Origin of the sequence: Heliorestis convoluta (assembly GCF_009649955.1) — a bacterium.
Classification (GTDB): Bacteria; Bacillota; Desulfitobacteriia; order Heliobacteriales; family Heliobacteriaceae; genus Heliorestis; species Heliorestis convoluta.
The window spans coordinates 1374215-1400317 of record NZ_CP045875.1 but is presented as its reverse complement, the minus strand read 5'-3'; the positions used below and the strand labels follow the sequence as shown (position 1 = coordinate 1400317).

At 42.0% G+C, this 26103-nt stretch carries 26 protein-coding genes; 18 read left to right on the top strand and 8 right to left on the bottom strand.

Annotation, left to right across the window (positions count from 1 at the left end; all coding sequences use genetic code 11):
* Positions 1-366: 366 nt before the first annotated feature.
* From FTV88_RS06465 to FTV88_RS06430, 8 genes are all read left to right on the top strand, one after another.
* Positions 367-669 carry a hypothetical protein gene (locus tag FTV88_RS06465; RefSeq protein WP_153724923.1) on the top strand — a complete coding sequence of 101 codons (303 nt, stop codon included), beginning with the start codon at positions 367-369 and terminating at the stop codon, positions 667-669.
* The gene (locus tag FTV88_RS06460) at positions 670-873 is read left to right on the top strand and encodes a helix-turn-helix transcriptional regulator (protein ID WP_153724922.1); all 204 of its coding nucleotides are present in this window, start codon (positions 670-672) and stop codon (positions 871-873) included.
* Between the two features lie 822 nt (positions 874-1695).
* Positions 1696-1911 (top strand): type II toxin-antitoxin system HicA family toxin, encoded by a 216-nt coding sequence (locus FTV88_RS06455; protein ID WP_153724921.1) that lies wholly within the window; start codon positions 1696-1698, stop codon positions 1909-1911.
* A gap of 39 nt (positions 1912-1950) precedes the next feature.
* Positions 1951-2388 carry a type II toxin-antitoxin system HicB family antitoxin gene (locus tag FTV88_RS06450; protein ID WP_243137375.1) on the top strand — a complete coding sequence of 146 codons (438 nt, stop codon included), beginning with the start codon at positions 1951-1953 and terminating at the stop codon, positions 2386-2388.
* Positions 2389-2499: 111 nt separating this feature from the next.
* A complete protein-coding gene (locus tag FTV88_RS06445) occupies positions 2500-2736 on the top strand; it encodes a hypothetical protein (protein WP_153724919.1) in 237 nt (78 codons plus the stop codon).
* 371 nt (positions 2737-3107) lie between these two features.
* The gene (locus tag FTV88_RS06440; RefSeq protein WP_243137373.1) at positions 3108-3440 is read left to right on the top strand and encodes a nucleotidyltransferase domain-containing protein; all 333 of its coding nucleotides are present in this window, start codon (positions 3108-3110) and stop codon (positions 3438-3440) included.
* A 486-nt stretch (positions 3441-3926) separates the two neighbouring features.
* The gene (locus FTV88_RS06435) at positions 3927-4550 is read left to right on the top strand and encodes a hypothetical protein (protein WP_162007929.1); all 624 of its coding nucleotides are present in this window, start codon (positions 3927-3929) and stop codon (positions 4548-4550) included.
* Positions 4551-4662: 112 nt separating this feature from the next.
* A complete protein-coding gene (locus FTV88_RS06430; protein WP_151620010.1) occupies positions 4663-4944 on the top strand; it encodes a GIY-YIG nuclease family protein in 282 nt (93 codons plus the stop codon).
* 415 nt (positions 4945-5359) lie between these two features.
* Here FTV88_RS06430 and FTV88_RS06425 read toward each other — a convergent pair whose 3' ends face one another.
* Complete coding sequence (locus FTV88_RS06425; RefSeq protein WP_153724916.1) at positions 5360-5710, bottom strand: DUF6568 family protein; 351 nt, start codon at positions 5708-5710, stop codon at positions 5360-5362.
* Between the two features lie 539 nt (positions 5711-6249).
* Here FTV88_RS06425 and FTV88_RS06420 point away from each other — a divergent pair.
* From FTV88_RS06420 to FTV88_RS06410, 3 genes are all read left to right on the top strand, one after another.
* Complete coding sequence (locus FTV88_RS06420) at positions 6250-7416, top strand: iron-containing alcohol dehydrogenase (RefSeq protein ID WP_153724915.1); 1167 nt, start codon at positions 6250-6252, stop codon at positions 7414-7416.
* A gap of 284 nt (positions 7417-7700) precedes the next feature.
* The gene (locus tag FTV88_RS06415; protein ID WP_162007928.1) at positions 7701-8855 is read left to right on the top strand and encodes a serine hydrolase domain-containing protein; all 1155 of its coding nucleotides are present in this window, start codon (positions 7701-7703) and stop codon (positions 8853-8855) included.
* 147 nt (positions 8856-9002) lie between these two features.
* Complete coding sequence (locus FTV88_RS06410) at positions 9003-9539, top strand: GNAT family N-acetyltransferase (RefSeq protein ID WP_153724913.1); 537 nt, start codon at positions 9003-9005, stop codon at positions 9537-9539.
* A gap of 205 nt (positions 9540-9744) precedes the next feature.
* Here FTV88_RS06410 and hcp read toward each other — a convergent pair whose 3' ends face one another.
* Complete coding sequence (gene hcp, locus FTV88_RS06405) at positions 9745-11373, bottom strand: hydroxylamine reductase (protein ID WP_153726542.1); 1629 nt, start codon at positions 11371-11373, stop codon at positions 9745-9747.
* A 342-nt stretch (positions 11374-11715) separates the two neighbouring features.
* Here hcp and katG point away from each other — a divergent pair, with 342 nt between their 5' ends.
* Positions 11716-13911 carry a catalase/peroxidase HPI gene (gene katG, locus FTV88_RS06400; protein ID WP_153724912.1) on the top strand — a complete coding sequence of 732 codons (2196 nt, stop codon included), beginning with the start codon at positions 11716-11718 and terminating at the stop codon, positions 13909-13911.
* 212 nt (positions 13912-14123) lie between these two features.
* Here katG and FTV88_RS06395 read toward each other — a convergent pair whose 3' ends face one another.
* The 4 genes from FTV88_RS06395 to FTV88_RS06380 all read right to left on the bottom strand — a co-directional run bounded on the left by FTV88_RS06395 (position 14124) and on the right by FTV88_RS06380 (position 16981).
* Positions 14124-14969, bottom strand: coding sequence for a hypothetical protein (locus tag FTV88_RS06395; RefSeq protein WP_153724911.1), 846 nt, complete (start codon positions 14967-14969; stop codon positions 14124-14126).
* Positions 14970-15065: 96 nt separating this feature from the next.
* Positions 15066-15836, bottom strand: coding sequence for an ABC transporter permease (locus FTV88_RS06390; protein ID WP_153724910.1), 771 nt, complete (start codon positions 15834-15836; stop codon positions 15066-15068).
* Positions 15837-15838: 2 nt separating this feature from the next.
* Complete coding sequence (locus tag FTV88_RS06385; protein ID WP_162007927.1) at positions 15839-16606, bottom strand: ABC transporter ATP-binding protein; 768 nt, start codon at positions 16604-16606, stop codon at positions 15839-15841.
* 78 nt (positions 16607-16684) lie between these two features.
* Positions 16685-16981 carry a zinc-ribbon domain containing protein gene (locus FTV88_RS06380; RefSeq protein ID WP_153724908.1) on the bottom strand — a complete coding sequence of 99 codons (297 nt, stop codon included), beginning with the start codon at positions 16979-16981 and terminating at the stop codon, positions 16685-16687.
* Between the two features lie 262 nt (positions 16982-17243).
* Between FTV88_RS06380 and FTV88_RS06375 the strand changes: the two genes are divergently transcribed.
* The 5 genes from FTV88_RS06375 (at position 17244) to FTV88_RS06355 (ending at position 21714) form a co-directional block, all read left to right on the top strand.
* Positions 17244-18203 (top strand): diacylglycerol/lipid kinase family protein, encoded by a 960-nt coding sequence (locus FTV88_RS06375; protein ID WP_162007926.1) that lies wholly within the window; start codon positions 17244-17246, stop codon positions 18201-18203.
* A 49-nt stretch (positions 18204-18252) separates the two neighbouring features.
* Positions 18253-19020 (top strand): NAD-dependent protein deacylase, encoded by a 768-nt coding sequence (locus tag FTV88_RS06370; RefSeq protein ID WP_153724906.1) that lies wholly within the window; start codon positions 18253-18255, stop codon positions 19018-19020.
* 25 nt (positions 19021-19045) lie between these two features.
* A complete protein-coding gene (locus tag FTV88_RS06365; RefSeq protein ID WP_153724905.1) occupies positions 19046-20347 on the top strand; it encodes a tetratricopeptide repeat protein in 1302 nt (433 codons plus the stop codon).
* Between the two features lie 222 nt (positions 20348-20569).
* Positions 20570-20941: a phage holin, LLH family gene (locus tag FTV88_RS06360; protein WP_153724904.1), complete on the top strand. Its 372-nt coding sequence runs from the start codon at positions 20570-20572 to the stop codon at positions 20939-20941.
* A gap of 197 nt (positions 20942-21138) precedes the next feature.
* Positions 21139-21714, top strand: coding sequence for a TVP38/TMEM64 family protein (locus FTV88_RS06355; protein WP_153724903.1), 576 nt, complete (start codon positions 21139-21141; stop codon positions 21712-21714).
* 10 nt (positions 21715-21724) lie between these two features.
* On the opposite strand, the gene FTV88_RS06350 is transcribed toward FTV88_RS06355, so the two are convergent.
* Both FTV88_RS06350 and FTV88_RS06345 read right to left on the bottom strand, forming a co-directional pair.
* Positions 21725-23071: a sodium-dependent transporter gene (locus FTV88_RS06350; RefSeq protein ID WP_153724902.1), complete on the bottom strand. Its 1347-nt coding sequence runs from the start codon at positions 23069-23071 to the stop codon at positions 21725-21727.
* A gap of 252 nt (positions 23072-23323) precedes the next feature.
* Positions 23324-24139, bottom strand: a complete 816-nt coding sequence (locus FTV88_RS06345) for a LysM peptidoglycan-binding domain-containing protein (RefSeq protein WP_153724901.1) — start codon at positions 24137-24139, stop codon at positions 23324-23326.
* A 199-nt stretch (positions 24140-24338) separates the two neighbouring features.
* Here FTV88_RS06345 and FTV88_RS06340 point away from each other — a divergent pair, with 199 nt between their 5' ends.
* Complete coding sequence (locus FTV88_RS06340; protein ID WP_153724900.1) at positions 24339-26099, top strand: beta-propeller domain-containing protein; 1761 nt, start codon at positions 24339-24341, stop codon at positions 26097-26099.
* Positions 26100-26103 lie beyond the last annotated feature (4 nt).

Genomic DNA, 26103 nt, shown 5'->3' with positions numbered 1-26103 from the left:
CATCAAGAAGATGGCAAGGGGACGCTTCGCTTGCCACCTTCTAAGCCATTAGCGGATGTCAAGGGGAAAAAAGTAAGGCTTTTGAAAATGCTATATAAATAAAGGGCTTCCGAGCATTGAACTTTTCTGGCGCCTTTGCGGCCAGAGGTTCTACTGCTTGGAAACCCTTTTTTTTATGTTGGTGGTAACAGGTCGGGGGGTGAAGGTAGATAAGGGTGAGTTGACGGATTAGATGATGGAGTTTTTGAAGATCCAACGTCGATATTACTTAAAAGTGTAAAAAACATTTGACATTTTACGGCTGATAAAATACAATGAAAAATGTAAAAAGTTTTTTACACCATAAAGATAAGGAGGAGCAGATTTATGGATTGGATTTATATCGCTTTCTTGTCCTGGTTGGTGATCTGTGTAGTTCTAATTATTGCAACACTTGTAACATTGCCACAATTGGGTGATGAAAGAAAAGATTTAATCAAAATGAAAGCCCAGTCTTATGCTTTTGCTACTGTTATTTTTTGGTTGATATTTGAAACTGGAAAATCCATTTACTTTACCATCTGGACGGATAAAACATATACAAGTATTGAGCCTGCAGCATTACTCATAATAATATCAGGTATGTATCTAATTACATTATTTTACTATAAGAAGAAATATGGTGGGTAGATGAAGAATCGAATTAAGGAACTAAGAAAATCTTTAAATCTATCGCAAGAGGAAGTAGCAAAACGTTGTAAAGTGACAAGACAGACAATAAATGCCATTGAAAATAACAAGTATGACCCTACCTTACAATTGGCTTTTAAATTAGCTTCTATACTTAACACCACAGTCGATGAACTTTTTGTGAATGATGGTGATATATCTTAGGGGATGGCAGGGGGACGCTTGTGTGTCAGACGCTCAGTGCTGCAAAAGCAACACTGAGCTTGCTTAACTGAAGATGAGGGTGGGCCCCTCGGAGCCGCCATACAGGTGGAGGCTTCAAACCACCGTAAGCTGCTATGGTCAAAAGCCATGGTGGTGAGCGTTACGGCAAAAGGCGAAGCAAGACTTCGTCAGGTGAGTGCCAATGGAGAGACGACCTAAACTTTAGTGTGTTGACGAATATACAGTGACTTGGAATTATTCAGAAACAATAGGCATCAAAAATTCATAAAAAAACAGACGTGCTTGACTGTGCCAAAGAAGACAACAGTACTCCTGATACGAACTTATCAAGTTATTGATTAATGATGAAGGATATGTTGATCAAGATACTGTACAACCACAAGCGACCCCGTTAGTGTGGGCTGCTAAGATATTGGCTGGAGCTGGCCTCACGTGGCTTGCTCATAAATTGTTAGATTGGGTATACAGAAAAAATTAAAGGGGATGTTTATGGAGCTAAGGAACTGATTCCTACCTTGGTGGGATGCATCTGAAATCGACCAGATGGACATTTTCTACTATCTTAGACTCTTAAAGCGCAAAATGGAAAAGCCCCAAAGCTATATCGATGAAATTCTCTAGCGCCTTCCAAAAGGTGTATTTTTTATGCCCAGCCTTAACGCATGACTAAATCAGTTAACACCGTACCCAACTTCTCGGCAATGAACTTTTTTTACAAAAATGCAAGAAAAAGCAATAAGGTTTCCTTGACGCGTGTTTTCAATGCGTGTTAAGATGGAGTCAGAAAGGGGGGCGCTAATATTGGGGAAGCAAGTCACAGTTAGAAAACTGCTTCAGACCCTTAAGAAAGAAGGCTTTATCAAATCCCCAACTCATAAAAGTGGTGGCAGTCACCAACGATATATACACAAAGATAATCCAGAGAGATATGCTGACATAAGCTATCACAGCAGTGGTCAGGTAATACCGAAAGGAACTCTTAAAAACATAGAACGCACATCAGGGATTAAGTTCTAATCCTTGCCCAGCAGATAATTGCAATTATTTTAGAAGGGAGTGTTTCTTTTGTCCTATGAAAATCACATTATTTATCCTGTTGTAGTCGAAAAGGCTGAAGATGGTGGCATAGGGATGTATTTTCCTGACTTTCCTGGAACAGCTATTTTGGCTTCTAGTATATCAGATGGGATAAAGCGAGCGAAGGAGATGCTTGCCAATCTTGTTTTAGAAAAAGAAGAACAGGGTCAAGTGCTACCAAAGCCATCTGAGCCAGCTAGTATCGAGTTGTTAGATGCAACCGATCGAATTGTATTTATAGAGGTTTATATGCCTCCCTATCGTGATGAAGCAGCGAATAAAGCTGTAACAAAAAACTGTACTCTTCCTAGATGGTTACGCGACGCTGGCGAAGCAGCAGGTCTTAACTTTTCTCAGCTTTTGCAGGCTTCGATAAAAGAAGCCTTGGGGATTACCACGAAAGGTAAACAACAGTAAAATAAGAAAACGACTCGTGTATAGCGGGTCGTTTTACTTTTTTACCACCTGCGTCATTTACATTAAGAGGCTGTGGCGCTCGGCAGGCAGGGACCTCAAGGAGGTGGTGAGATGTCCGACATCGGTAGCTTAACGGTACGAATCGGCTTAGACTCCATGGGCTTTCAAAACGGCATCAGCCTTCTGAACCGAGAAATGCGCAGAGTGCAGGCCGAGTTTAAGCTGGCCAGTGCCCAAATGGGTAACCACGGTAGTGCGCTCGATAGACTACGCCTACAATCACAGTCTTTGACGAAACAAAAAAGAAATCCAAAAACAAAGAGTATCCGTTTTAGAACAAGCCCATAGAAAAGCCGTTGAAACAAAAGGCAAAGACGCCAAAGAGACAGCGGAGTTAGAGCGGTGATTAAAGGCAGTTAATCGGGTACATCTTTGCACGGTGCTATCACTCGTTTGGGCAAACCAACAGCTGCTGCCGAAATGGCAAAGATTATGCAAGACAACTTGCAAGACCAGCTTACCATTCTCAAATCTCAGCTAGAAGGAGTAGCCATTGAGATTTAGAAGAGTGACCTATACCCGATTAGGCAGACATAAAAGTGTAAGCTACCTGATGAACAAAGCTTCCCTCGACATGTTCCCACATAAACGCACTTATCAAATTATTGACTATTGGTAATTGCTGTATTAGAATTAGTGGAAATGGAAAGCAAGCGGAGGTGTTGAGGTTGGATAAGATAATACAGGAAGAAATACAAATACTTATAGACGCTATTATAAGGATTGTCCCTGTGGAAAAGATATTTCTTTTCGGTTCCTATGCAACTGGTACACCACATGCTGATTCAAACTTAGATATTTTTGTAGTAATAAAAGAGGATATTGATATCCGAGAAATCGATGCAATGAAACTGATAAACAAAGCAATTAGGGATAAAAAAACAATGCCAGTAGATGTAATAGTTAACAAGAAAAACAAATTCGATCAACGAAAGTATACTCCATCTATAGAGCGCCAAATAGCGCAGGAAGGTATGGTGGTCTATGGATAATGTAACAAGTGCAACCTAGGTATCCAATGCAATTAATGCTAGAAGAAAGAGACATGCAGGAAGCACTAATAAATGCAAAATCAATTAGAGATTTTATTATAAATTTAGCTCCAAGAATGGCACAAGAAGAGCAAATACAATAAAAATAACATCACCTGAAGGGGGATTCCTTTTAGAGAATAAGCATATTCCAACTTGAATTTGTTAGTACTATCACTTCCGGATATGGGAGATGATAGTGAAATATGTTTTGATGTACAGTAAAAAGCGGAGGATGATGCTTGCTGAATGGAAGATGAAGATGACAGTGTGGTTCGTCCAGTGAAGGAAATATAACACTATACGTTAAATAGATATGTTTCCTCATACCTAGATTTCTCAAAAAATAGCTAAAAACATGAGATGTCTCCGCATACATAAGGTTCAAAAATGAACGCAAGTAAATATGTATTACCAGTATATTGCATAAGGGGATGTGAAAAGAACATGAAAAATGCACTACCACAATTCTGGAGTTTTAATAGGATAAGAGATGCTTGTATGATTAAAAGAGAAGATTTAATATGGCAGGGACCATTCTCTTGGATTGGGTACGAGCAAATTAATGAAGTCAAACCCATCCCAGATATTGCAGGAGTTTATCTTTTTACATTTGAGTATTTAGATGGTTATATTTTGCGTTCAGTTGGTGTAACAAACTCCATGAAGAGGAGATTTACTGAACATACACGTGAATATAAGAAAGGAAATTACACTTTGCTAGATGTTGAATCTGCTAAAAATGGAGTAAGGAAAGAATTGTGGCATGGATGGCAATATGCAAAAGAACACCAGAATATCTTTTTGGAAAACAAAGATGTCATATTAGAATTTGCTGAAAAAGAACTGATTGCTTATAGATTATTCATCAGTGAAATTGCTGACAGAAGGAAAAGAGAAAGAATTGAAGCAGCCATATTGATAAATACCTATAGTTCAAAAGAACCGTGGGCTGATTTAATTGATGGTGGAATGTCTTTGAGGGGCCGATCTAATTATGAAATACCAATTAAAGTAAAAAATGTTTGCTCACATAAATTGTATGGACTTCCTGTAGAAATCGAAATATAACTGAAATTTAAAGGTGTCATCTATAGTATTATTTATCCTTTTAGACTCATAGGCTTATGTTAAAAATAAAGAGAAGTATTACCTGTATTGAAATAGGGGGCTTAAATCAATTATGAAAGTGATTTACAAAATTACTTATCCAAACGGGAAGATTTATATTGGTAAAGATTTAACTGACAGTATTAATTATTTTGGTAGTGCAGACAGTAAATTAATTGAGAAAGACTTTACAAGGGAAGAAAGAAGAAATTTTACAATTAAGAAAGAAATATTATGGGACTCAGAAACTGCTACAGACAAAGAAGTTAATCGTAAAGAAGTAGAATACATAAAGTATTATAATTCAAACAATCCGAGTATAGGCTATAATCAATGGCCTAAATTAAAGGTATAAGGAATTTTCTTTAATCCTATATTGCCAATATTGTCAATATAGTAGACAAAAAAGGGTATACCATAGAAACTTCACTTCACATAACGAAAAATGGAAGTGAAGGGGGTTCAAACCTTAACTCTAAAGAGGGAAGCTTATTTACCCCTCCTCTCACCTCGAGTGTGTCGTATTGATGTCAAGGGATGATTAATAAGGTAGTTGATGATGTCTACAAATAAAGGGTTTCCGAGCATTGAACTTTTTTGGCGAATTTGTGGCCAGAGGTTCTGATGCTTGGAAACCCTTGTTTTTTATACTAGTGGTAACAGGTCAAAGTTTTGTGGGTTGATGTGGTTAAGCAAATGAGTCGGGAATTAAGTCAATGGGGCTTGGGGTGTCGTTATTGTATAATTAAACACAGCATTTTAGAATTGAGTTATTTATTCATAAAAACCTTGATTTCTTCTTCTGACATGGATGAATCGCATTTCACGTTTAAGGTGTCACCATTAGTAAAGATGAAACCAGGAACCGTTGGAATGTCGTATTCATTTCGGAAGGCCGTAATACCTTCCATATCAGATTCTTCCGCACTATTAATATAATAGACGTGAGTATCAGTTTCTTCAGCCACTTTTTTTAGTTTTTTAATGAATATTTGACAATAAGGACATACAGCCCTGCCAATATAGATAACAGCTTCACCATCCCCTTTTACCAATTCCTGTGCTTTTGCAGAATCAATTTGATCAAAACTAGCCACATTTTCTTCATAAGTAGTAATCATCGCTCAATCTCCTTTTTCTAATGTTCAGTATTAAGAACGTGTAAATTCTCAAATAAATTACACTTTCACGTTCCATCCAGCGATAGATATCTGATCGCTGACGCCTAAATCTTTGGCCACGCTCTGTACGCTTCGCTTCGGCCTTGTTCATTAATCAGTTCCAAGGTATTTTTCTTGAATTCTTCACTATATATTGTTCCGTTCTTGGCATTTTCATCGCTCTCCCTAAGAGTATTTTATCTCACTCTTAGGTGTTCAACAAATCGGGTACAGGTCAAGGAGATACTTTGTTTAATCCATTGACGGGTATTATACCACTCGTAGCATATTTAGCTTTTGGTCTTTGGCTAAGAAAAAAACGAATTGACAGAGCCAGGAGAAGTAAGTATTAGTATGAATCTTTCAAAAAATCAGCAGACAACATTAACCTACCAAATCATGTTATTAAAAACAAGTGATTGATCGTAACTTAAAAGAAGGATTGTGTATGACTAAAAAGAATGGAAATAACGATGAAAAAATTCCTAGGAGGCTTGCCTGTGTTAAACTTCGAATTTCACAATCCCACACGTATTATATTTGGCAAAGATAGACTTGCTCGAATGGACAGTCATGTTCCCGCCGATGCCACTGTCTTAATTACCTATGGAGGCGGAAGTGCCATAAGAAGTGGCCTGATTGATAAAGTGAAAGTGATCCTCGGGAACAGGAAAGTCTATGAATTCGGCGGCATCGAGCCCAATCCCCGGTACGAGACCTTGATGAAGGCCGTAGAGGTTGTACGCAAGGAGAAGATTGATTTTATTATTGCTGTAGGTGGCGGCTCCGTTATCGACGGAACGAAATTCATTACACTGGCTGCTTATTACGAGGGAGATACTCGTGATTTGTTGAAGCACGGCTTTAGACCTATTACTTCTGAGATCGTTGGCAAAGTTGTTCCCCTCGGTACCGTTCTTACTCTACCTGCTACAGGGTCTGAAATGAATAGTGGAGCCGTAATTAGTTACGGGGACGGAAAATTTCCCGTGATGAGCCCCTTGACCTTCCCGAAGTTTTCAATTTTAGATCCGACCATTACTTATACACTTCCTAAGATTCAGGTTGCCAATGGAATTATTGACACTTTTGTTCACATCACGGAACAATACCTAACCTACCCTGTGAATGGCATCGTACAAGATCGATTGGCCGAGGGTCTTTTGCTTACCTTAATTGAAATCGCGGAAGCCACAATGGCAGAACCTGAAAATTATGATGCCCGTGCCAATCTGGTCTGGAGTGCTACACTTGCTTTGAATGGATTAATTGGTGCAGGTGTTCCACAGGATTGGGCCACTCATATGATTGGACATGAACTGACGGTCAAATTTGGCATTGATCATGGGCAAACTTTGGCCATCGTCTTACCAGCATTGCTGGATGTAAGAAGGGAGCAAAAACGAGCCAAACTCTTGCAATATGCAGAACGCATATGGAAAATTGAGAGCGACCATGAAGACGAAAAGATCTACCTGGCCATTCAGAAAACAAGAGAATTCTTCGAAAGCCTAGGTGTAAAAACTCGTCTATCTGAGCATGGCGTTACAGAGAATCAAATAGCGGATGTTGTTGAACAATTGAAGGCTCACGGCATGGTTGCACTTTCAGAAACGCAGGATCTCACACCAGAAATAAGCCAAAAAATTCTTGAGAAAGCAATGTAATCTACCTACTTATCGGGACCACTTAGATTATCCCACAGTGGAAGTAGCCCAGGCCGCAGAAGATCTTAACGCCAAATCTTTGGGGATTACCACGAAAGGTAAACAACAGTAAAATAAGAAAACGACTCGTGCATAGCGGGTCGTTTTGTTGTCGGGAAAGCTATGCTCTATAACCATGTTTTTTACATGCATGGAATTAATAGGTACCCAAATGAATGGAATGAGTTTTGCAGAAGGGTCAGTAAACTGTCTGGAAAAGAATTTAGATGAGGAAGGTAATAGAAATGTTGAATCATACGAAGAAGAAAACAATAAGTGATACTCAAATCAAGCTACTGCAGGGCCTCTTGGATGAGTTAATGAACATGAAGGGTGTCAGGCATGCCATTATGGCTGTAGAGAGTAGAGATGAGTCCTTAAGCTGGGTTGGGGCTAAAGGTATTGCCCAGCCTGATGGGACACCTATGGAGGCTGATACACCTTTTTGGATTGCCAGTGTGACCAAACTCTACATCGCTTCCACCATACTAAAATTACACGAACAAAACATGCTTTCCCTTGATGATCTTGTTATAGAGTATCTTCCAGAGCATCTGCTCAAGGGTGTGCATGTCATAAATGGCGTAGATTATTATGCTCGGTTAACGATTAGACACTTATTAAGTCATTCCTCAGGAATTCCAGACTATCTAGAGATAAAGATCACAGGTAAGAAAACAATAATCGATCAAGTGATAGAAGAAAAAGACATGTCTTGGTCTATTGAGGACATACTTCAGATTGTTCGGAAGGCGAATGCTCCACTTTTCCCACCTCAAAATTTAACCCAAAGGAAATACCGAATCCGTTATTCAGATACCAACTTTCAAATGCTGATTGCTATTATTGAAGCAGTAACAAAAAAGTCTATAGAAGATGCTTTTAGGGATATGCTTTTTCAACCATTGAATTTAGCAAACACATTTCACCCGGGGTCTAAACCGCTAGAACCAGTGGGACCTGTAGCTACAGTTTGGCTTCAAGAAACAGCCTTTGATAACAAACCGCAAGCATTGAGATCCTTTGGCGATCTCAATAGCACAGCAAAGGATTTAATCGAGTTTAAGAGGGCGCTACTCCATGGTAAAGTATTTGATAAACCAGATACGTTTGACTTGATGCGTAGTATGTGGCAAACTTTTGGCTTTGCCCTTAGCCCCATAGCACCTGGCTGGCCCATCCAGTATGGCCTCGGCATGATGCGTTTTCAAGTCCCTCGTCTTTTTACCCCCTTCAAGCCGATCCCAGAAGTCATAGGGCACTCTGGTGCTGTGGGGTCTTGGCTATTTTATTGTCCCAAGCTAGATTTAATCCTTGCTGGAACTGTAAGCCAGGTAACAGCTGCTGCTGCTCCATATAAAATCATGCCTACGCTTCTTCAGATACTGGAGAAAAGATAAATAGAATTTTCTCAAGAAGATTTTACCTGCCAACTTGAAAAAAAGCTAGCTGTGACCACAACAGCTAGCTAAAAAAGGAATCTTACATTTTACCTAAAAACATATCTTCGGTCGGTCTGTTTTTTTATCTAAGGAAGGAGGATAAAGATGCAGGAGCGTAAGTTTACCCAGTTGCTTGATCAAGCTAGGAAAGAAGATTTTCCTTTCGGTCAAGTCGAAGGCGGTATTTTTTATACGCATTCAAAAATAGTATCAGAGGATAATAAAGAGTATAAAACAATTAGTTTTGGACCTGTTTTCATTTCTCCGGAGTTCCATAGAGAGGGCCTTGGAAAAGAGCTCATTACTCACTCTATTGAAGTTGCTAAAGAAATGGGATATCGAGCAATTCTAACACTGGGATATCCATATCATTATGAGCCATACGGATTTTTAGGTGGCAAGAAATATAATATCTCCATGCCTGATGGAGAGTTCTATAAAGGTCTGTTAGTTTTGCCTCTTTACGAGGGAGCGCTGGATAATATATCCGGTTATGCAGCTTTTTCAGACCTGTTCGATGTGAATGAAGAAGAGGTTGAAGAATTTGACAAATCATTCCCGCCTAAAGAAAAGAAGTATCAGGCAAGTCAGGAAGAGTACAAAGCTGCAAATTCAATGCTAGATGAATCATTAAGATTTTAAGTGGCAAAGGGACACTTCGCTTAGCTTGCCTTGCCACCTACTAAGCCATTAGCGGAAAAAGTAAGGTTGTAGAAAATGTCTATAAAGAAAGGGTTTCCGAGCATTGAACTTTTCTGGCGGCTTTGCTACCAGAGGTTCTAATGCTTGGAAACCCTTGTCTGACTGAGGGTTATTACCTCTGTCAGGCTTTGCTTTGACGATTGATTTAGCTTAAGATCGCTGCCAAGTCTTCTTCAACGGTAGAAATCGGTTTGATGTTAAAATTATCCACGAGAACTTGTAACACATTGGGCGTGATAAAAGCTGGTAAAGAGGGGCCAATGCGTATGTTCTTAATGCCTAGATGGAGCAGAGTAAGTAGAATAGCTACGGCTTTTTGTTCATACCAGGAAAGTACAAGGGAAAGAGGCAAGTCGTTGACTTCACAGTCAAAAGCTTTCGATAGAGCTACGGCAACTTGAATGGCCGAGTAGGCGTCGTTACACTGTCCTACATCAAGCAGGCGAGGAATGCCACCGATGTCGCCAAGCTGCCGATCAAAGAAGCGAAACTTTCCACAGGCTAGTGTTAGTATAACCGTGTCTTTGGGTGCTTTTTCAACAAAATCTGTATAATAGCTGCGGCCAGGTTTGGCACCATCACAGCCACCGACTAAGAAGAAGTGTTTAATAGCGCCTTTTTTGACAGCTTCAATGACCGCATCTGCTACGTTTAAGATAGAGTTGCGAGCAAAGCCTGTAAGCACTTGGCCTTTCTCTTCGTCTTCAGTAAAACCTGGAAGACCCAAGGCTTTTTCTATAAGAGGTGAAAAGTCACCTTTGCTTACATGGTTGACGCCAGGCCAAGCGACTAAACCAGAAGTGAAGATATTATCTTTATAAAGATCTTGTGGCTCTTGAATACAGTTAGTTGTCATTAAAATGGCACCGGGAAAATCTTTGAACTCTTTCTTTTGATTTTGCCAGGCTGTTCCATAATGACCGTAAAAATGACTGTATTTCTTCAGAAAAGGATAACCATGAGTTGGTAGCATTTCCCCGTGTGTATAAATATAGATTCCTTTGCCTTCTGTTTGCTTGAGAAGCTCTTCTAGATCTTTTAGGTCATGACCTGATACGAGAATGGCTTTTCCTTTTTTATGGCCTAGTGGAACAGCTGTTGGCACAGGATGTCCGTAGGCTTCTGTATTGGCGCTGTCTAAGAGTTCCATGGCTAGGTAGTTGATTTCTCCGCATTGTAAGGTTAGCCCAATCCAATCTTGCAGCGTTAGATTATTGTCACCAATGGATGCCAGAGCCTTTTGCAGGTAGGCGGCGACGCGGTCATCGCTTTTGCCAAGGATGTAAGCGTGGTCTGCGTAAGCCGCTAAGCCTTTCATGCCATAGAGCATTGTTAATTGCAGAGACTGTATATCCTCGGTTGCCTCTTTGTCAGTGAGAAGACCGACCGCTTGGCCTTGTTCCACCAGTGCATCGAGGTCTGAAGCAGGTTGAAAAGCTACAGCAGGGTCAGCAGAAGTAATCTTTCCGCCTTGGCCTACCAATTGTGACTTTAATTTTTCACGTAGGGTAATGGCTTGAGTGATCAGATCTTGAAGTCGTTGTTCATCAAAGTTTACATTTGTAACAGTTGAGAAAAGAGCTTGGTACGTAAATAGGTTTACCTCTTCATCGATAATACCTTGCTTGCGTCCTTCATGGGCGAAAATGGCCAGGCCTTTCAGTGCATAAAGTAAGAGATCTTGTAGTGCCGCTACGGTAGGCTTCTTGCCACAGACACCAACGACAGTACAGCCTGTGCCCTTTGCTGTTTGTTCACATTGGTTACAGAACATGGTCAAAACAAAAACCTCCTTGTCTATTTACGGCTATAAAAAACCTTTATAGGTAAAACCTTCGACGAAGATTGTGCAAATCCTTGTTCATTGTGGGGTTTTTCCTAATGATTCGACATAAGCGACGACCCCTGGACTTGCTTTAACGCCAAAGCGCTATTCAATGGAAGTAAGAAAGCCTGAAGGGACGCCACCCTTGGTAAGAAGATGCAACATTTTTAATTTAATTGTACATTTTCTATTGAAAAGTGCTTGAGAAAACTTTACAATAGGAATAAATCCTAATAAGGAATCTTACATAAGATTCTATTCTGTGTTTCAAATGGTAAAGGAGGATTCTGGATGAGTGAAGTAAGCAAATGTCCTGTAACAGGTATGACCAAGAAAAGCGTATCTGGTGGTGGCACAACGAATCGGGATTGGTGGCCGAACCAGTTGAATCTTAAAATGCTTCATCAGAACGCACCGAAGAGAAACCCCATGGGTGAAGATTTCAACTATGCTGAGGAATTCAAGAAGCTTGATCTAGAGGCAGTGAAAAAGGATATATATGCTCTTATGACCGATTCACAGGAGTGGTGGCCTGCAGACTATGGTCATTATGGACCTCTATTCATCCGAATGGCTTGGCATAGTGCCGGTACATACCGCATGGGAGATGGTCGTGGTGGCGCAGGTACGGGCAGCCAGCGCTTTGCACCTCTGAACAGTTGGCCTGATAATGCAAACCTTGATAAAGCACGCCGTCTGCTATGGCCGATCAAGAAAAAGTACGGAAAGCAGATTTCTTGGGCCGACCTCATGATTCTTGCAGGCAATTGCGCTTTGGAGTCTATGGGCTTAAAGAGCTTTGGTTTTGGCGGTGGTCGCGAGGATATTTGGGAGCCTGAAGAAGATATCTATTGGGGTGTCGAAGACGAATGGCTTGGCAATAAGCGCTATTCTGGAGAGAAAGATCTTGAGAATCCTCTTGCTGCGGTGCAGATGGGTTTGATTTATGTGAATCCAGAAGGACCGAATGGTCAGCCTGATGTTCTTGCTTCCGGTAAAGACATTCGCGAGACTTTTGCACGCATGGGCATGAACGACGAGGAGACGGTTGCCCTGGTAGCAGGCGGTCATACCTTTGGAAAATGTCACGGTGCAGGAAGTCCCACCCATGTAGGTCCTGAGCCGGAAGCTGCTAGCATTGAAGAACAAGGACTTGGCTGGAAGAACAGTATGGGTGGCGGCAAAGGCAGTGATACGATTACAAGCGGTATCGAAGGAGCCTGGACGCCCACTCCAACCAAATGGGACATGAGCTATTTAGAGATTCTCTTTAAGTATGACTGGAATCTCGTGAAGAGCCCTGCTGGAGCTTGGCAATGGGTGCCCACTGAACCTGAGGATGGAGATCTTGTAACAGACGGTCACGATCCATCGAAGAAACATGCAACAATTATGACAACGGCCGATTTGGCTCTGAGAATGGATCCTATCTATAAGCACATATCGAAGCGCTTCCTAGAAAATCCCGATGAGTTTGCCGACGCCTTTGCGCGTGCTTGGTTCAAGCTGACGCACCGCGATATGGGTCCCATCTCTCGCTATCTCGGTCCAGAGGTTCCTGCGGAGGAACTGATCTGGCAAGATCCCGTGCCAGCCCTAGATCATGAGCTGATCGATGAAAAAGATAGCGCCGAACTCAAGGCTAGAATCCTTGGCGCAGGCTTATCGATTTCTGAGCTTGTCTCTACAGCTTGGGGAGCGGCATCAACTTTCCGCGGTTCTGATAAGCGGGGCGGGGCCAATGGAGCACGGATTCGCTTGGCACCTCAGAAGGACTGGGAAGTGAACCAACCAGAACAGTTAGCAAAAGTGTTGCAAGTCCTTGAAAAGATCCAGAATGATTTTAACAGTGCACAATCTGAGAACAAGAAAGTTTCCCTTGCCGATCTCATTGTATTGGCCGGATGCGCAGCGATTGAACAAGGGGCTAAGAATGCTGGTGTTACTGTATCCGTTCCCTTTACACCGGGTCGCACCGATGCATCGCAGGAACAGACCGATGTTCTTTCCTTCTCTGTTCTAGAACCAAAAGCAGACGGATTCCGCAACTACAGCAAAGCCAAGTACGCTGTATCTACAGAGGAAATGCTTGTTGATCGTGCTCAACTGCTGGGCTTGACGGCACCGGAGATGACCGTTTTAATTGGCGGCATGCGGGTATTAGAGGCGAATTACAAGCAGTCACAGCACGGTGTATTTACGAAGAATCGGGAAAGTCTGACCAATGACTTCTTTGTTAACTTGCTCGATATGGGAACCCAGTGGAAAGCGACATCGGAAGATGGGGACATTTTTGAAGGCAGAGATGCCAAGACGAATGAGCTCAAGTGGACTGCAACTCGCGTTGACCTTATTTTTGGTTCAAATTCTGAGCTACGGGCCATCGCTGAGGTTTATGCAAGTGACGATTCGAAAGAGAAGTTCGTTTACGACTTTATCCGTGCATGGAATAAAGTGATGAACGCAGATCGTTTCGACCTGGTCTGATCATAACAGTCTTAGATACTTGAACTAGAGTCATGCCACCACTCCAAAGAACACGAAAAAGTAGATTTGAGTTTTTTAGCTTCTATAGGAAAATTATGAAAAGCCCTTTCGGTTTGTGGCCGAAAGGGCTTTTCATAATAATAAAAGAGACAACTGGCGCTAGCAATAGACAGCGCGTTAGAGCACTTAATATTGGCAGGACTTGGCGACCCTTATTCTTTATCTGCGATAGAGCTTTCTTCTTCTGCTTGAACACTGGTCAAGCGTTCTGTATCGTTCGAAGAAGCGAGTGGTTGCTTGTAGTCTTCATACTCATCTAGGAGTGCGCCGATTCCTTTAAAGATAGCCTCTTTGCCATAAATATAGCGCATCATGCTGGCGTAGTGGCTTTTTATGTTATTAACACTGATCTCAAGTCCTTGGTTTTCTAAATCATTTAATTTTTCAAAGACAGTCTTTTTTACTTCCTCTTCCGTGCTACCCCAGCGAATGCGTGGGCTTTTCATTTCTAATTCAGCAACTTCTGCTGTCTGGACTTTTTTCTTACGTCCTCGGGTGCTCTTTTTCTCTGCAGGGGGAGTGGTTTCTAAGGGAGCTTCCACATCTTTTGAGACTACTTCTAGTGGAGTTATCACTTGATTCGATTCTGGAACATTCACGACAACGTGAAGAGGTCTTTCTTGATGTACTACATCTGTTGCTTCATCCTGCTCAAAGCTAGGCTCAACGGGTGAAGAAAAAGAAGAGAAGGCGTTCACAGAGGTTTCTACATTACAAGTAGAACAGGCTTCTAACTCCGAATTCATTCTTTCAGCGGGGCTTTCTTCTTTCTCAGTGGCGACTTCAACGCGAATTACAGTGTCTTTTTCTTGGGGAAGTTTGCTTTCTACAACTTGACGAAGGGAAGAAATTTCTGCCATAACAGGTCTTAAAGCGTTTTCGACCATTGTTTCAGCCGTCATAAAAGCAAATTCAATGGCTTTGCGATAGCGGAGATATTCAGCATCAAGTTCTTGTAAAGCTTTTTCTTGCGCTGTTAAAGTTTCTTTGTGACGCACTTTTATCAAACCGTCCTTTACTATAATCTTATTGATTATAGTATACAACGTTTTGTTACAAGCTAAAACTATTTTGCTATATAAACATTAAAAAAATTACTCATTTTTTGGATAGTATAGAGAAAGTTGATGTTGTTTCGTAAAAAAGGGTTTATAACAACGTAAAGCAACAGTGATACTCGAGATGGCTGTAGAAGCTGTAATAACGAGTGTAATTAAGATTTGATACTTTACTGCTTCCATAGGACTTGCGCCAGCGATGATTAAACCTGTCATCATCCCTGGTAATTGTACCAGTCCAATTGTTTTCATACCATCTATCGAGGGGCTCATACCTGCCCGGAGGGCCTTTTTAATCGATAATGTAGCAGCTTGACGTGATGTTGCACCTAGTGAAAGAGCCGTTAGGACTTGCCCTTTCTGCGCGGCCAATTCAGCTTGTAGTCGATTAATGGTAAGACCTGCTGCAACCATGGCATTGCCTATAATCATGCCACTAATCGGAATAATATATTGAGGTTCTGATGGTATAATATTCATGATTAAAAGCAAACCCATGGTTAGGACTTCAGCAAGCAAAAGAGCTCCCACAATAGAAACCATTGCTTTGGTACGAGGAAGATAATTTGATTTCTGGGCAGCATTTTGTCCAGCCACAGCAATCATCACGACGATGATGAGCACCATCCCTGTTATAGAACGCAGATCAAAAATCAGTTGTAATAGGAAACCGATAATAAAAAGTTGAATAAATGCTCGTATTGTCCCAATAAATAGATCTTTTTCTAATGCCAACTTTTCTTTGTAGGAAATGAACAAAGCGATCGCAATAAAAGAGAGACTCATAACAAGAAGAAAAGGACTCACGCTCACTTCTCCTTTACGGTCAGAAATGATTGCACAACCTCAGGCGCTTGTGGTGAGAAAAATACTTCTGTAGATAAATCGCACTGTAATGTGCCTTCTGCTAAGAGTAAAATTCGATGAGCCACGCGCTTGGCTTGACCTGGATCGTGGGTAACCCATAAAACGGCTCTATCTTGATGGAGCCATCCTTTAATTAAGCCTTCAATGATAGCTGTACTATGAATATCTAAAGCAGCTGTCGGCTCATCGAGCAATAACAAAGTCGGCTCAAGTAGTAAAGAGCGAGCTAGGGCCAGACGTTGCCTTTCTCCCCCTGAGAGGTTCTCTCCTGACTGTAAAAGAAGGGTCGGCGACAGGTTGACTTTTTCTAGCCATTTTTCGCCGTCATAAGATAAATTCCATAGATCGGCGCCATAGGCTAGATTGTCGGCTACCGTCCCGGGGAACAAATAGGGTTGTTGACTGATGTAAGCGACTTGTCTGCGTAATTCTGTGACAGCCATCTCTTCGATTTTCTGCCCTTGATAAAAGATTGTGCCTGTCGTTGGCTCTAAAAGGCGATTGAACATTTTTAATAAAGTGCTTTTGCCCGAACCAGAAGGGCCGAGCAAGGCAACAATTTCACCACCGGAGACAAGGCCTTGTAAGTTTTGCAGAATCCTTCTTTCATTTTCGTTTTTTTGTTCGGAAGGCAATGTAAGGGATAATTGAGACCATTGTAATAAGGAACGGGAAAAGCTTATTGTGCGATAAGGAGCTGGTGTTGACATAATCGGTCTATCACCTACCTTAAAAATAGAAAAAGGCATCGGGATTGATCCCCGATACCTTATCAAATATCTTAATAATTAATAGGCAGCACGTTGTGCTTGAAAGCAGTCACGACAATATACGGGGCGCTGTCCCGTTGGTTTAAAAGGAACCGTCGTATCTACACCGCAAGAAGAACAGACGACTTCGTGCATTTCACGTTGAGGGCGAACGTCACCGTTTTCAGCCATGCGACGCTTGCGCGCAGCGCGACAGTCGGGGCAACGAGAAGGATCGTTCTGGAAGCCCTTTTCAGCATAAAATTCTTGCTCTCGAGCTGTGAACAAAAAGTCTACTCCACATTCCTTACAACCTAGGGTACGATCTTGGAACATTAAAAAGATCCCGTCCTTTCCAATCGGAGAAAAATGATATCTTGGTCCGGGCCTTACCTATAACGAAAGCAACCAATCATTCCCCGGACAAAGACGCCGATAATAGAACGGGTTGACTTTACATGGAAGGTTTATCCTCCGAACCGTGGCTAATACCATTATACGCAAAGTCTTTAATTTTGCCAAGAATTTTTTCTTTTATCTTCCACCTGCATTTGGTTATTCTGCAAAGATGACGTATAATTTTAAAGGGGGGAAAAAGGTGCAATATCAAGCTAGAAAACGGTTGAAGCTCATTTATAATCCAGAGGCTGGTTCGGCTGCTTTTCGAACACGATTGGATCTGGCCGTTCGCATTCTTCAAAGTGGGGGATGGCAAGTTCTCACCTATCGAACGGAAGGAAAGGCGGAGCTCACTGTGGCAGAAGCGCACCATGCTATCGATGAAGGTTGCTCTGCTGTTGTGGCTGTCGGTGGCGATGGTACACTTCATCAAGTCATGAACGGTCTCGTCTCACTCGTCGAAGAAGGGAGACCCCTTCCGACCCTAGGTATTATACCAGCAGGAACAGCCAATGATCTAGCTTCTTACTTATCCATTCCCAAAGATGTGGAAACTTGCTGTGATATTATTGTTAAAGGTAAGAAAAAAAAGATTGATATAGGCGCTCTTGCCGGTCGTTACTTTTTGAATGTTGCCAGCGGAGGCTTGTTGACAGACGTTTCTCATAAAGTGGATCAAGCTTTAAAGCAGGAATTGGGGAAATTTGCTTACTATCTAAAGGCACTTGAGCAGTTGCCAGAATTTCGTCCTTTTCCTTTGCAGGTGCAATTGCCTTCCGGTGAGAAGATTTACGAAGGCGATACCTTATTATTTCTGGTACTCAACAGTGCTGGAGCAGGCAGCTTTTCGCAATTGGCGCCTCAAGCACAAATTGATGATGCTTTGCTTGATTTGGTCGTTTTTCGATCTTGTTCCATCAGTGAATTTGTTGGACTCTTTCTAAGTGTTCTACAAGGTGACCATGTTCGTTCTCCCCTGGTGAAGTATCATCAAGCACAACGTTATCTATTACAGGGACCTGAAAGCATGGAAACGGATCTTGATGGTGAGATAGGGCCACCCCTACCCTGGGACATAGGAGTTCTGCCTCGTGCCTTACAAGTGTTCGTTCCAGAACAAAATGGAAAAAAGAGGCTGCGGTTGCGCTCGAAAGGTTAAGAGAAGGGTGACAAGGTCTTTTTGGTATTCTGGATGGAGGTGAAAGGGTATGTCTTATCCATTCAATCGGGAGCAAGAGATAGAAGCTTGTGCGGCTTTCTTACAAAGTGCCTCTAAGATTGCTGTTTTAAGTGGTGCTGGGATTTCTACGGAGTCAGGGATACCAGACTTTCGCAGCTCTAATGGTCTCTGGCAAAAAGAGGAAGTGCGTGAAGCCATCACACGATCTTGTTTTTCACGACAGCCTGAACGCTTCTATTACTATTTTAGTCAACTGTTTCTCTCTTGGACTGATATCAAACCGAACCAGGGACATCTCGCACTGGCCGATCTAGAGAATGAACAGGGCAAGTGGGTTGGCATTGCTACGCAAAATATTGATGGTCTTCATCAAGTAGCTGGATCGAAGCAGGTTATAGAACTGCATGGCAATTTGCGGCATGCTGTATGTCAAAAATGTGGAACCGCCAAAGTAATGAATGGCATTAAGGAAAAACTAGAAAATAAGATGATACCTCTTTGTGATTGTGGTGGCATCTTAAAGCCGAAGGTTGTGCTTTTTGGCGATCCCCTTGATATGCAAGAATTTCGAAAAGCACAAATCTGGATGGCCCAGGCGGATCTTATCTTCTGTCTCGGTACATCTTTGACAGTGACACCAGCTAATACATTGCTGCAGCATCGTCGTCATGATAGCAAACTGGTTATTATTAATTTAGAAGCAACACCTTACGATAGAGAGGCTGATTATGTCTTTCATGCCAAGGTAGGAGAAATCTTGCCCGTCATTGTTCAGAAGAGTCAGACTGGGGATTGAGAGGCTTTGGAGTTGATAAAATCCTATGGAACGGTACAAAATCAGTCCATCTCTTAAACTTTTGTTAGCAACGCGACGCTATGGTCTAGCTTCAAAATTCGTTGGCTGGGATGAAGATGCGACAGAAGCTAAGATCGCATTGGCTTTGAGCATTTTGCGTGGCGATCATGATTGGTTTTACCGCATCACAGAATTGTGGGATCCTTACTACTGTAGTGATATTTATTATATTGATAAAGCCGATCCCGAGCGGTCCGATCCGCTTTGGTTTTTACTTCGTTGTCATGGCGATATTGGCTACAGAGGTCTTGATTGGCGCTATTTGCCCCTGTATCGTTATAGTCTGGAGCTGCTTCCTCATGATCCCTTTCTTATCTGGGCTGTGGCTCTTTCCTATGAGGAGAAAAATAGCATGGAACCTGAAGCACTAAAGTATTATGCCAAGGCGATAGATGTGCAAGATGAAATGCTATGGCAATATGACAGTCGAGATTTATTGATGCAAGATGAGAACTTTAGCAGGTTTTCTTGGTTTTGCGACGATCTGAAGGAAGTTCTGGGCTTTTATTTGTGGGAAGCAGGTCGCTTTCCTTCTGCAGAGGAAGTTCATCGACGCTGTCATGATCGTTTGATCAAGGCTCGCTTTTATAAAGAAGATTTAACTGAAGAAGACGTGCAGTGGCTGGGTGAACAGGTTCAGAAGGAAGATTGTTCCCTGCTTACAAAGCAGCAAAAAGTGCGCATTTATCAAACATTGGCCCAATGGTCTCTTAAAGAAGGTAGAGTAGACTTTTTTTTGATGCCTATCCTAGAAGAAGGAAATCGCTACCTGTCCCTCTGGGATAAGCCAAAGGTGGAGGCTCTTCTAGGAAGAAGCTACCTTCGGGAACATCAATGGGAAAAAGCTGTCTACTGGTTGCAAAGAGCCAACTGGCGTCAAAAAAATGACAGCCTTTTGGCGCTATATTTGGCTAGGGCATTTTTGGCTTGGTATTATGGTAATGAAAAAGAAAAAATAAAAGGTAAGAGGCAGCAGATTTTCCAAGATTGTCGTCAAGCATGGTTGGAAGTGTTAGCTCTTAAGGATCATGAACTAGAAGCATTAATGGTTTTGGCTGAATTGGCGGAAATAGAAGGAACTTTCCATGAAAGCGAAAACTATTATGAACAAGCATTGCTCTTGTTACAACAAGATTCTTATAGCACCGATGATTCAGGACGATTCTACCTAAATTATTCTTTGCTACTATATCGAATGGAAAAAACAGAGGTGGCAGAAGCGATGCTACAACAAGGTGCTACCTTTTGGTACGAAGAAATGTCCTAACCATATAGGACGTAATGTTGTGACAATTCGGGACTATTAACTCATAAAAAATGGGTCTGTAGTTGGAGGCGCTTTTTCTATAATGATTGTATACTTACATTAACCTTCTTTTCTCACATCCAATCTATATTGACCTGCCTATACAAGGCAGGTCATTTTTTTTTCACTTTAGAGCCCTGTTGCATATGATAGAGCAAATTGTATGAAGCGGGGTGTTTTTTCGTGCCATATGGCGATCTCATGGTAATTGCTCTCTATATAATGATCTTTGGTCTCATTGCGATTGTAACATTTGTAATTCGTAACTTTGGACCTTCTATCGTAGAGTATATCAATAGTAAAACGACGGAACAGCAACGGGAATTGCTTGCTTTTCTGGCTCGCAGTGCCGTCTTATTTGCGAGAAATCGTTTTGGTCACTTATCAGGTCAAGAACAGTTTACGCAGGCCATTGATTACTTTAACAAGGCTTTGGTGGAGAAAGGAATTCCTATCAGTCGAGAAGAGATGGAAGGACTTTTGGAGTTAGCCTATGAAGAAGCCAAAAAAGCAGGTTTATTGCAATCACTGTCAAAAAAGATAGATGAGAATTAAGAATTTATGCATAGGGTGCTGGTCCTATAGAAGGTCCTAAAAAAAACCTCTTTCCGTTCGCAAAAAGGAACAGAAAGAGGTTTTTTCGTTGTATTGAGATAGGAGACAAGGGAGTAAGATGTGACAGAGGATGGTGATCAAAGTGAGGAAAAAAGTTCCTTGCCCTGTTGATGCGTCGGCCTTTATGAGGTGAGCTTATGATCAAAATTATACGTCAATATCGCTCTCTGACTCTTCTGATAGTGCTGATGCTTCTTCCTTTTGTCGTTACCTATCTCGGCATTGACCTGGTTGCTTTTCTTGATCATGTTCGTGAACATAGTGGTGTGGCTTTGTTTTTTACCATTCCTTTGCATGTTCTTTTAAGTGTTTCACCGATGGGGTCTGAACCTGTGGCTTTGGCCAATGGCTTTATTTATGGAATCTGGCTAGGTACTTTGGTAAATTGGATAGGATCTCTTACCGGCTCAATTGTAGGATACTGGCTTATATATCATAGTGCCGAGGAGGCCAAATTCTCCCGCTATATGGAGAAATTGCCCCCCCTGATTCGGAACATACCTGTATCTTCGCCTCTTTTCTTGATCGGTGTACGATTTATTCCTTTTGTAGGCAGCGATATCGTCAAATATGTGGCACCTCTTTGGAAAGTGCCTTTTGGCCGTTATCTTTGGACTTCTGCTTTGGCCATTTTTCCAATAGCTCTAGTAATGGCTGCACTAGGAAGTGGTGCGACCTACCTGATTGACTTTATCAATCGCTATTGGCTATGAAGGTCTGGACTTATTCAATGAAAGTGCTAATGATGCCCCAGATCAAGACGGCGCCGATGGCAAGAGGTAAAAGGTATTGAATGACATAGCCATACCACTGACCAAAGACGATCTTACCTTTGGGGTTATTCGCCTCATCTATTACACTTTTTGCTCTCCAAATGTAGCCGGCAAAGATACTAGTCAGAAGTCCACCCAAGGGAAGCAAAATGTTACCACTGAGAAAATCATAGGTGTCTAGAATATCCATACCGAAGATGGTGACACCACTGAGTACACTGTAACCCAAGGTAGGTGGAAGTCCTACGACGAAGATGATTAAGCCCATGAGCATAGAGGCTTTGAGCCGATCCCAGCCTTTTTCATCAATAAGCCAGGCAACGACCACTTCTAAGAGGGAGATGGCAGAAGTAAGTGCAGCGATGGTGAGCAAGAGGAAAAAGAGAAATCCGAAAAGGCCTCCCAGCGGCATCTCTGCAAAAACGGCGGGTAAGGTGATAAAAGCTAAGCCAACACCACCTGCAGGGTCAAAGCCAATGGCAAAAACAGCAGGGAAGATGGCAAAGCCCGCAAGGAGGGCTACTAGGGTATCCATACCGACAACCCAGCCGGCGCTATCAGATACGTTTTCTTTTTGAGAAAGGTAACTTCCGTAGGTAATTAAGGCACCCATACCAAGGCTTAAGGTAAAGAAGGCTTGCCCCAGCGCTGTTAGAAAGGTTTCACCAGAGATTTCTGTAAAATCAGGCGTCAGATAAAAAGCGACACCTGCACCAGCCCCTTCTAAAGTCAATCCGCGAACTACTAAAGCCAGCAATATGGCAAAAAGGAGAGGCATTAAGACTTTAGACCACCGCTGAATTCCTTTGACGACACCAGAAGCAATAATGACGAGTGTCAGAATCATAAAAGCAGCATGCCAGAAAATGGGCATATAGACGTCCGTAATATGGGAGATAAAAATTCCTTCATAGTCCAAGCCAGGCACAAAGCCACCAAAGGCTTTAAAGGTATAAGCCAATGACCAACCAGCAACAACAGAATAGAATGAGAGAATGACAAAAGCAGTGAGTACACCTAAGGCGCCTACAATCCACCAAGGGGTATCGGGTGCTAAACTCTTGAAGGCTCCAATCGGATTTTTTTGTGTTTTACGACCGATAGCAATTTCTGTGACCATAAGAGGATAGCCGATTAAAAGGATGGCGATGAGGTAGATGAATACAAAGGCAGCACCACCTTGTTCACCAGCTACATAGGAAAAGCGCCAGATGTTACCTAGTCCTACAGCCGATCCAGCGGCAGCTAGAATAAAACCAATTCGGGAGGCCCATTGTTCTCGGTGGCCATTGTTCACTAGAAACTCCTCCTTGCTTTTTATTGAATAATCTATAAAACCAGCATAGCAAAATAGAACTATGGTGCATTGTTAAAGATCAGACAATAAGATGTAGTCTATGCAAGAGTAAAAAGGATTATAATTTTACAGAAAAAGTGCGGAACTTGGGACCGCAGATGAGAGAACAATCAATAACAGTTAAATTATAGCAAATAAAAGAAAAAGAGCAACTCTTTGTGCAGAGTTGCTCTTTTTCGACTTTTCTTTATCTTAGCGACCGACAAACATTTGCACCCAAGCACCTTGGTAGTAGCCAACACCGATGGTATTAAAGTTGGCATTTAGGATATTTGCTCTGTGTCCAGGGCTATTCATCCAAGCATTCATCACTTCTTGGGGCGTTCTTTGACCACGAGCAATGTTTTCGCCGGCTGTGCGATATTGAATGCCGTAGCTTCTCATCATATCAAAAGGAGAGCCATGGGTTGGAGAGGTATGAGAAAAATAATTATTGTCGATCATATCTTTGGCTTTAATATGAGCTACATTGCTAAGCGCTGCATCGAAGCTCATGGGCTGTAAGCCTGCTTTGGCACGTTCCTGGTTGACTAGGTTGGCCACTTGTTGCTCAAAAGATTGCTGAGCTGGTTGTTGTGGAGCAGGCGCAGGCGCAGGCGCAGGTGCAGGTGCTGGTGCTGGAGCAGGAGCCGGTGCATTTTGAGCAGGTAGGTTCAAAGTTTGACCGACGTGAATGTTATTGTGATTGATGCCAGGGTTGGCAGCAATAAAGCTGTGCAGGCTAATACCTAATTTTTGAGAGATTCTGAACATGCTGTCGCCTGCTTGGACAGTATATCGGCCACTTTGGATATGAAGAGTTTGTCCGGGGTAGATCATAGTATGGTTCAGATTATTCATCTGCATTAATTCTTGCACGGTCATGGAATGAGAGGTAGCAATCTTCCAGAGAGAGTCACCAGACTTTACTTGATATGTAGCCTGCGACGCGGCAGAGAGGCTTGGGAGAAGCAGAAGACCGGCGAGAAGGCTGACGCTCACGGGATATAGCAACTTTTTCTTTTTCATTCTTTTCTCCTTTTGCAACAAATAATTAACAACACTGCTCTGCTGTCAATATAACCATTCGAGTGTAGGGGGTTCTATTTATGCCCGTAGAATGGATTCTTTTTATTTCCAAAGAAAAAAGTTGCCTAGAAAATAAGGTGTGAAAGTAGCTCATCAGGTATATGCTTATCCTATAAGGATGTTATAAGGGGAGACTATCGTGCGTGACTTCTCAAGGGTATGTAAAAATATAGTAATTGCTTTTTTAGCAGTTCTTACGTTACCTTTGCTTAGCGCTTGTGGTGCTGAAAAGCAAGGTGAAAACCTTTATAATCAAGACCTTCCTGTGTTAAATAGAACGAATCATCCAGTGAATGATTCTGATGAAGTTATGCCTGATCTGAAAGAGATAGAAAAAAAGGAAAAAGTAGAAGAAGGCGGCTTGTTACAATGGGACGATCGCTATCTTTATACAGTTAAAGGGAATCAGCTTCTTATTGCCCAGATTATGCCTGTAGATGAGATGAAAATCCTTCAAGTGGTGGAAATAGAAGATGGCTTTTATCCTGTCGATCTATTTGTAGAGGGTCGTCATCTCGCTTTGATTGGAACGGTTGAGAAAGATCGGGCTGTTTATGAAGATTCGGTAGAACAAGATCGAGCTTTTTTTACGCCAGCTTCGGTGAAAGCACTGGTCTATGAAATCGATGATTATTTCCAACTGCAGCTTAAACGAAAGGTGTTGCTGGAAGGACGTTATCTGAGCTCGCGACGTGTTGGAGCGGTCTTATACTTGATAGCCAACCGAAGTAGGAGCTACCACCCTTCAGAAGGGGATCAAAAGGAAGTCTGGTCAGCTTTTTTTGATACAGCAAGTGCTGAAAATCCGGCAGTGATAGATGTTCCGGAAATACATTATTTTCCTTACTATGTAGAACCTGAATATTTACTGGTTGCCTCTTTTAACATGCTACAACATGAACAAAAAGCCCAGATAGCAGCCTATCTCGGTGCTGGAGAGTATGTCTATGCCTCCCCCAAAAACCTCTATGTAGCTGTAACACAATATAATCCGAAGAATCCCTTGATTGTAGCACCGGAGCAAGAGCGGGTAAATCCATTAGGAAGTCTCACTCTTGATGAGCATACATCGATTTATAAATTTGCGATTCAAGATGGCAAGTTGGTTTTCAAAGGGCAAGGTACTGTACCGGGCACCTTATTACATCGCTATTCCATGGATGAACAAGAGGGAAAATTGCGAATTGTAACGACCAAAGGAAACCCCTGGGTGGAGGGAGAAGGTGGCGCTAGGCAGCAATTGTATCTTTTAGACGAAACCTTGTCTATCGCCGGTAAGCTCGAAGAGATTGCGCCAGGTGAACAGCTTACGACACTTTGTTTTTTGGATAAGGAAATCTTTCTTGTTACTTTTCAAGAAGAGTCTACCTTACACAGAATTGCTATTGAAACCGATTCAAAAGTGTTGAACTTGACCAAGATAATGCATTTCCCAGGCTACTATAACCTTCTTTATCCTTATGGCGATCGTAGCTTGCTTGGCTTGGGAAAAGACAAAGGGATTCTTCTCAGTTTTTTCGATCTTTCAGACCCGGATCAGCCTGTATCCAATGAGAAATTCGTAGAGAGAGTAGGGCACTACGGTAGCGATACGCCTCTTTTTCGGGATCAGCATTCTTTATTCATAGGAAAAGATAGCAAAATTATAGCCTTTCCGGTAAAAATTACTGAAGAAGATAAGGAAAAAGAAGCTTTTTTTGGTTTTTATGTATACCGGTTTGATGAAGAGAAAGGATTTCATTTAATGGGTAAAATCGAAGAAGCGCAAAAAGATTGGGAGGAAGGTTGGACGGGAAGGATCTTTACCATTGAGAAAAATTTCTACACTGTTTCTCCTAGCAAGGTACAAGTTTTTGGGCTAGAGCAACTGGAATATCGCGGAGAACTACGTTTTCCCTAGTGAG

Coding starts and splice junctions, on each gene's coding strand:
- FTV88_RS06465 (WP_153724923.1), top strand. CDS start 367: ATGGATTGGATTTATATCGCTTTCTTGTCCTGGTTGGTGATCTGTGTA.
- FTV88_RS06460 (WP_153724922.1), top strand. CDS start 670: ATGAAGAATCGAATTAAGGAACTAAGAAAATCTTTAAATCTATCGCAA.
- FTV88_RS06445 (WP_153724919.1), top strand. CDS start 2,500: ATGTCCGACATCGGTAGCTTAACGGTACGAATCGGCTTAGACTCCATG.
- FTV88_RS06435 (WP_162007929.1), top strand. CDS start 3,927: ATGAAAAATGCACTACCACAATTCTGGAGTTTTAATAGGATAAGAGAT.
- FTV88_RS06430 (WP_151620010.1), top strand. CDS start 4,663: ATGAAAGTGATTTACAAAATTACTTATCCAAACGGGAAGATTTATATT.
- FTV88_RS06425 (WP_153724916.1), bottom strand. CDS start 5,710: ATGATTACTACTTATGAAGAAAATGTGGCTAGTTTTGATCAAATTGAT.
- FTV88_RS06415 (WP_162007928.1), top strand. CDS start 7,701: ATGTTGAATCATACGAAGAAGAAAACAATAAGTGATACTCAAATCAAG.
- FTV88_RS06410 (WP_153724913.1), top strand. CDS start 9,003: ATGCAGGAGCGTAAGTTTACCCAGTTGCTTGATCAAGCTAGGAAAGAA.
- hcp (WP_153726542.1), bottom strand. CDS start 11,373: ATGTTCTGTAACCAATGTGAACAAACAGCAAAGGGCACAGGCTGTACT.
- katG (WP_153724912.1), top strand. CDS start 11,716: ATGAGTGAAGTAAGCAAATGTCCTGTAACAGGTATGACCAAGAAAAGC.
- FTV88_RS06385 (WP_162007927.1), bottom strand. CDS start 16,606: ATGTCAACACCAGCTCCTTATCGCACAATAAGCTTTTCCCGTTCCTTA.
- FTV88_RS06380 (WP_153724908.1), bottom strand. CDS start 16,981: ATGTTCCAAGATCGTACCCTAGGTTGTAAGGAATGTGGAGTAGACTTT.
- FTV88_RS06370 (WP_153724906.1), top strand. CDS start 18,253: ATGTCTTATCCATTCAATCGGGAGCAAGAGATAGAAGCTTGTGCGGCT.
- FTV88_RS06365 (WP_153724905.1), top strand. CDS start 19,046: ATGGAACGGTACAAAATCAGTCCATCTCTTAAACTTTTGTTAGCAACG.
- FTV88_RS06355 (WP_153724903.1), top strand. CDS start 21,139: ATGATCAAAATTATACGTCAATATCGCTCTCTGACTCTTCTGATAGTG.
- FTV88_RS06345 (WP_153724901.1), bottom strand. CDS start 24,139: ATGAAAAAGAAAAAGTTGCTATATCCCGTGAGCGTCAGCCTTCTCGCC.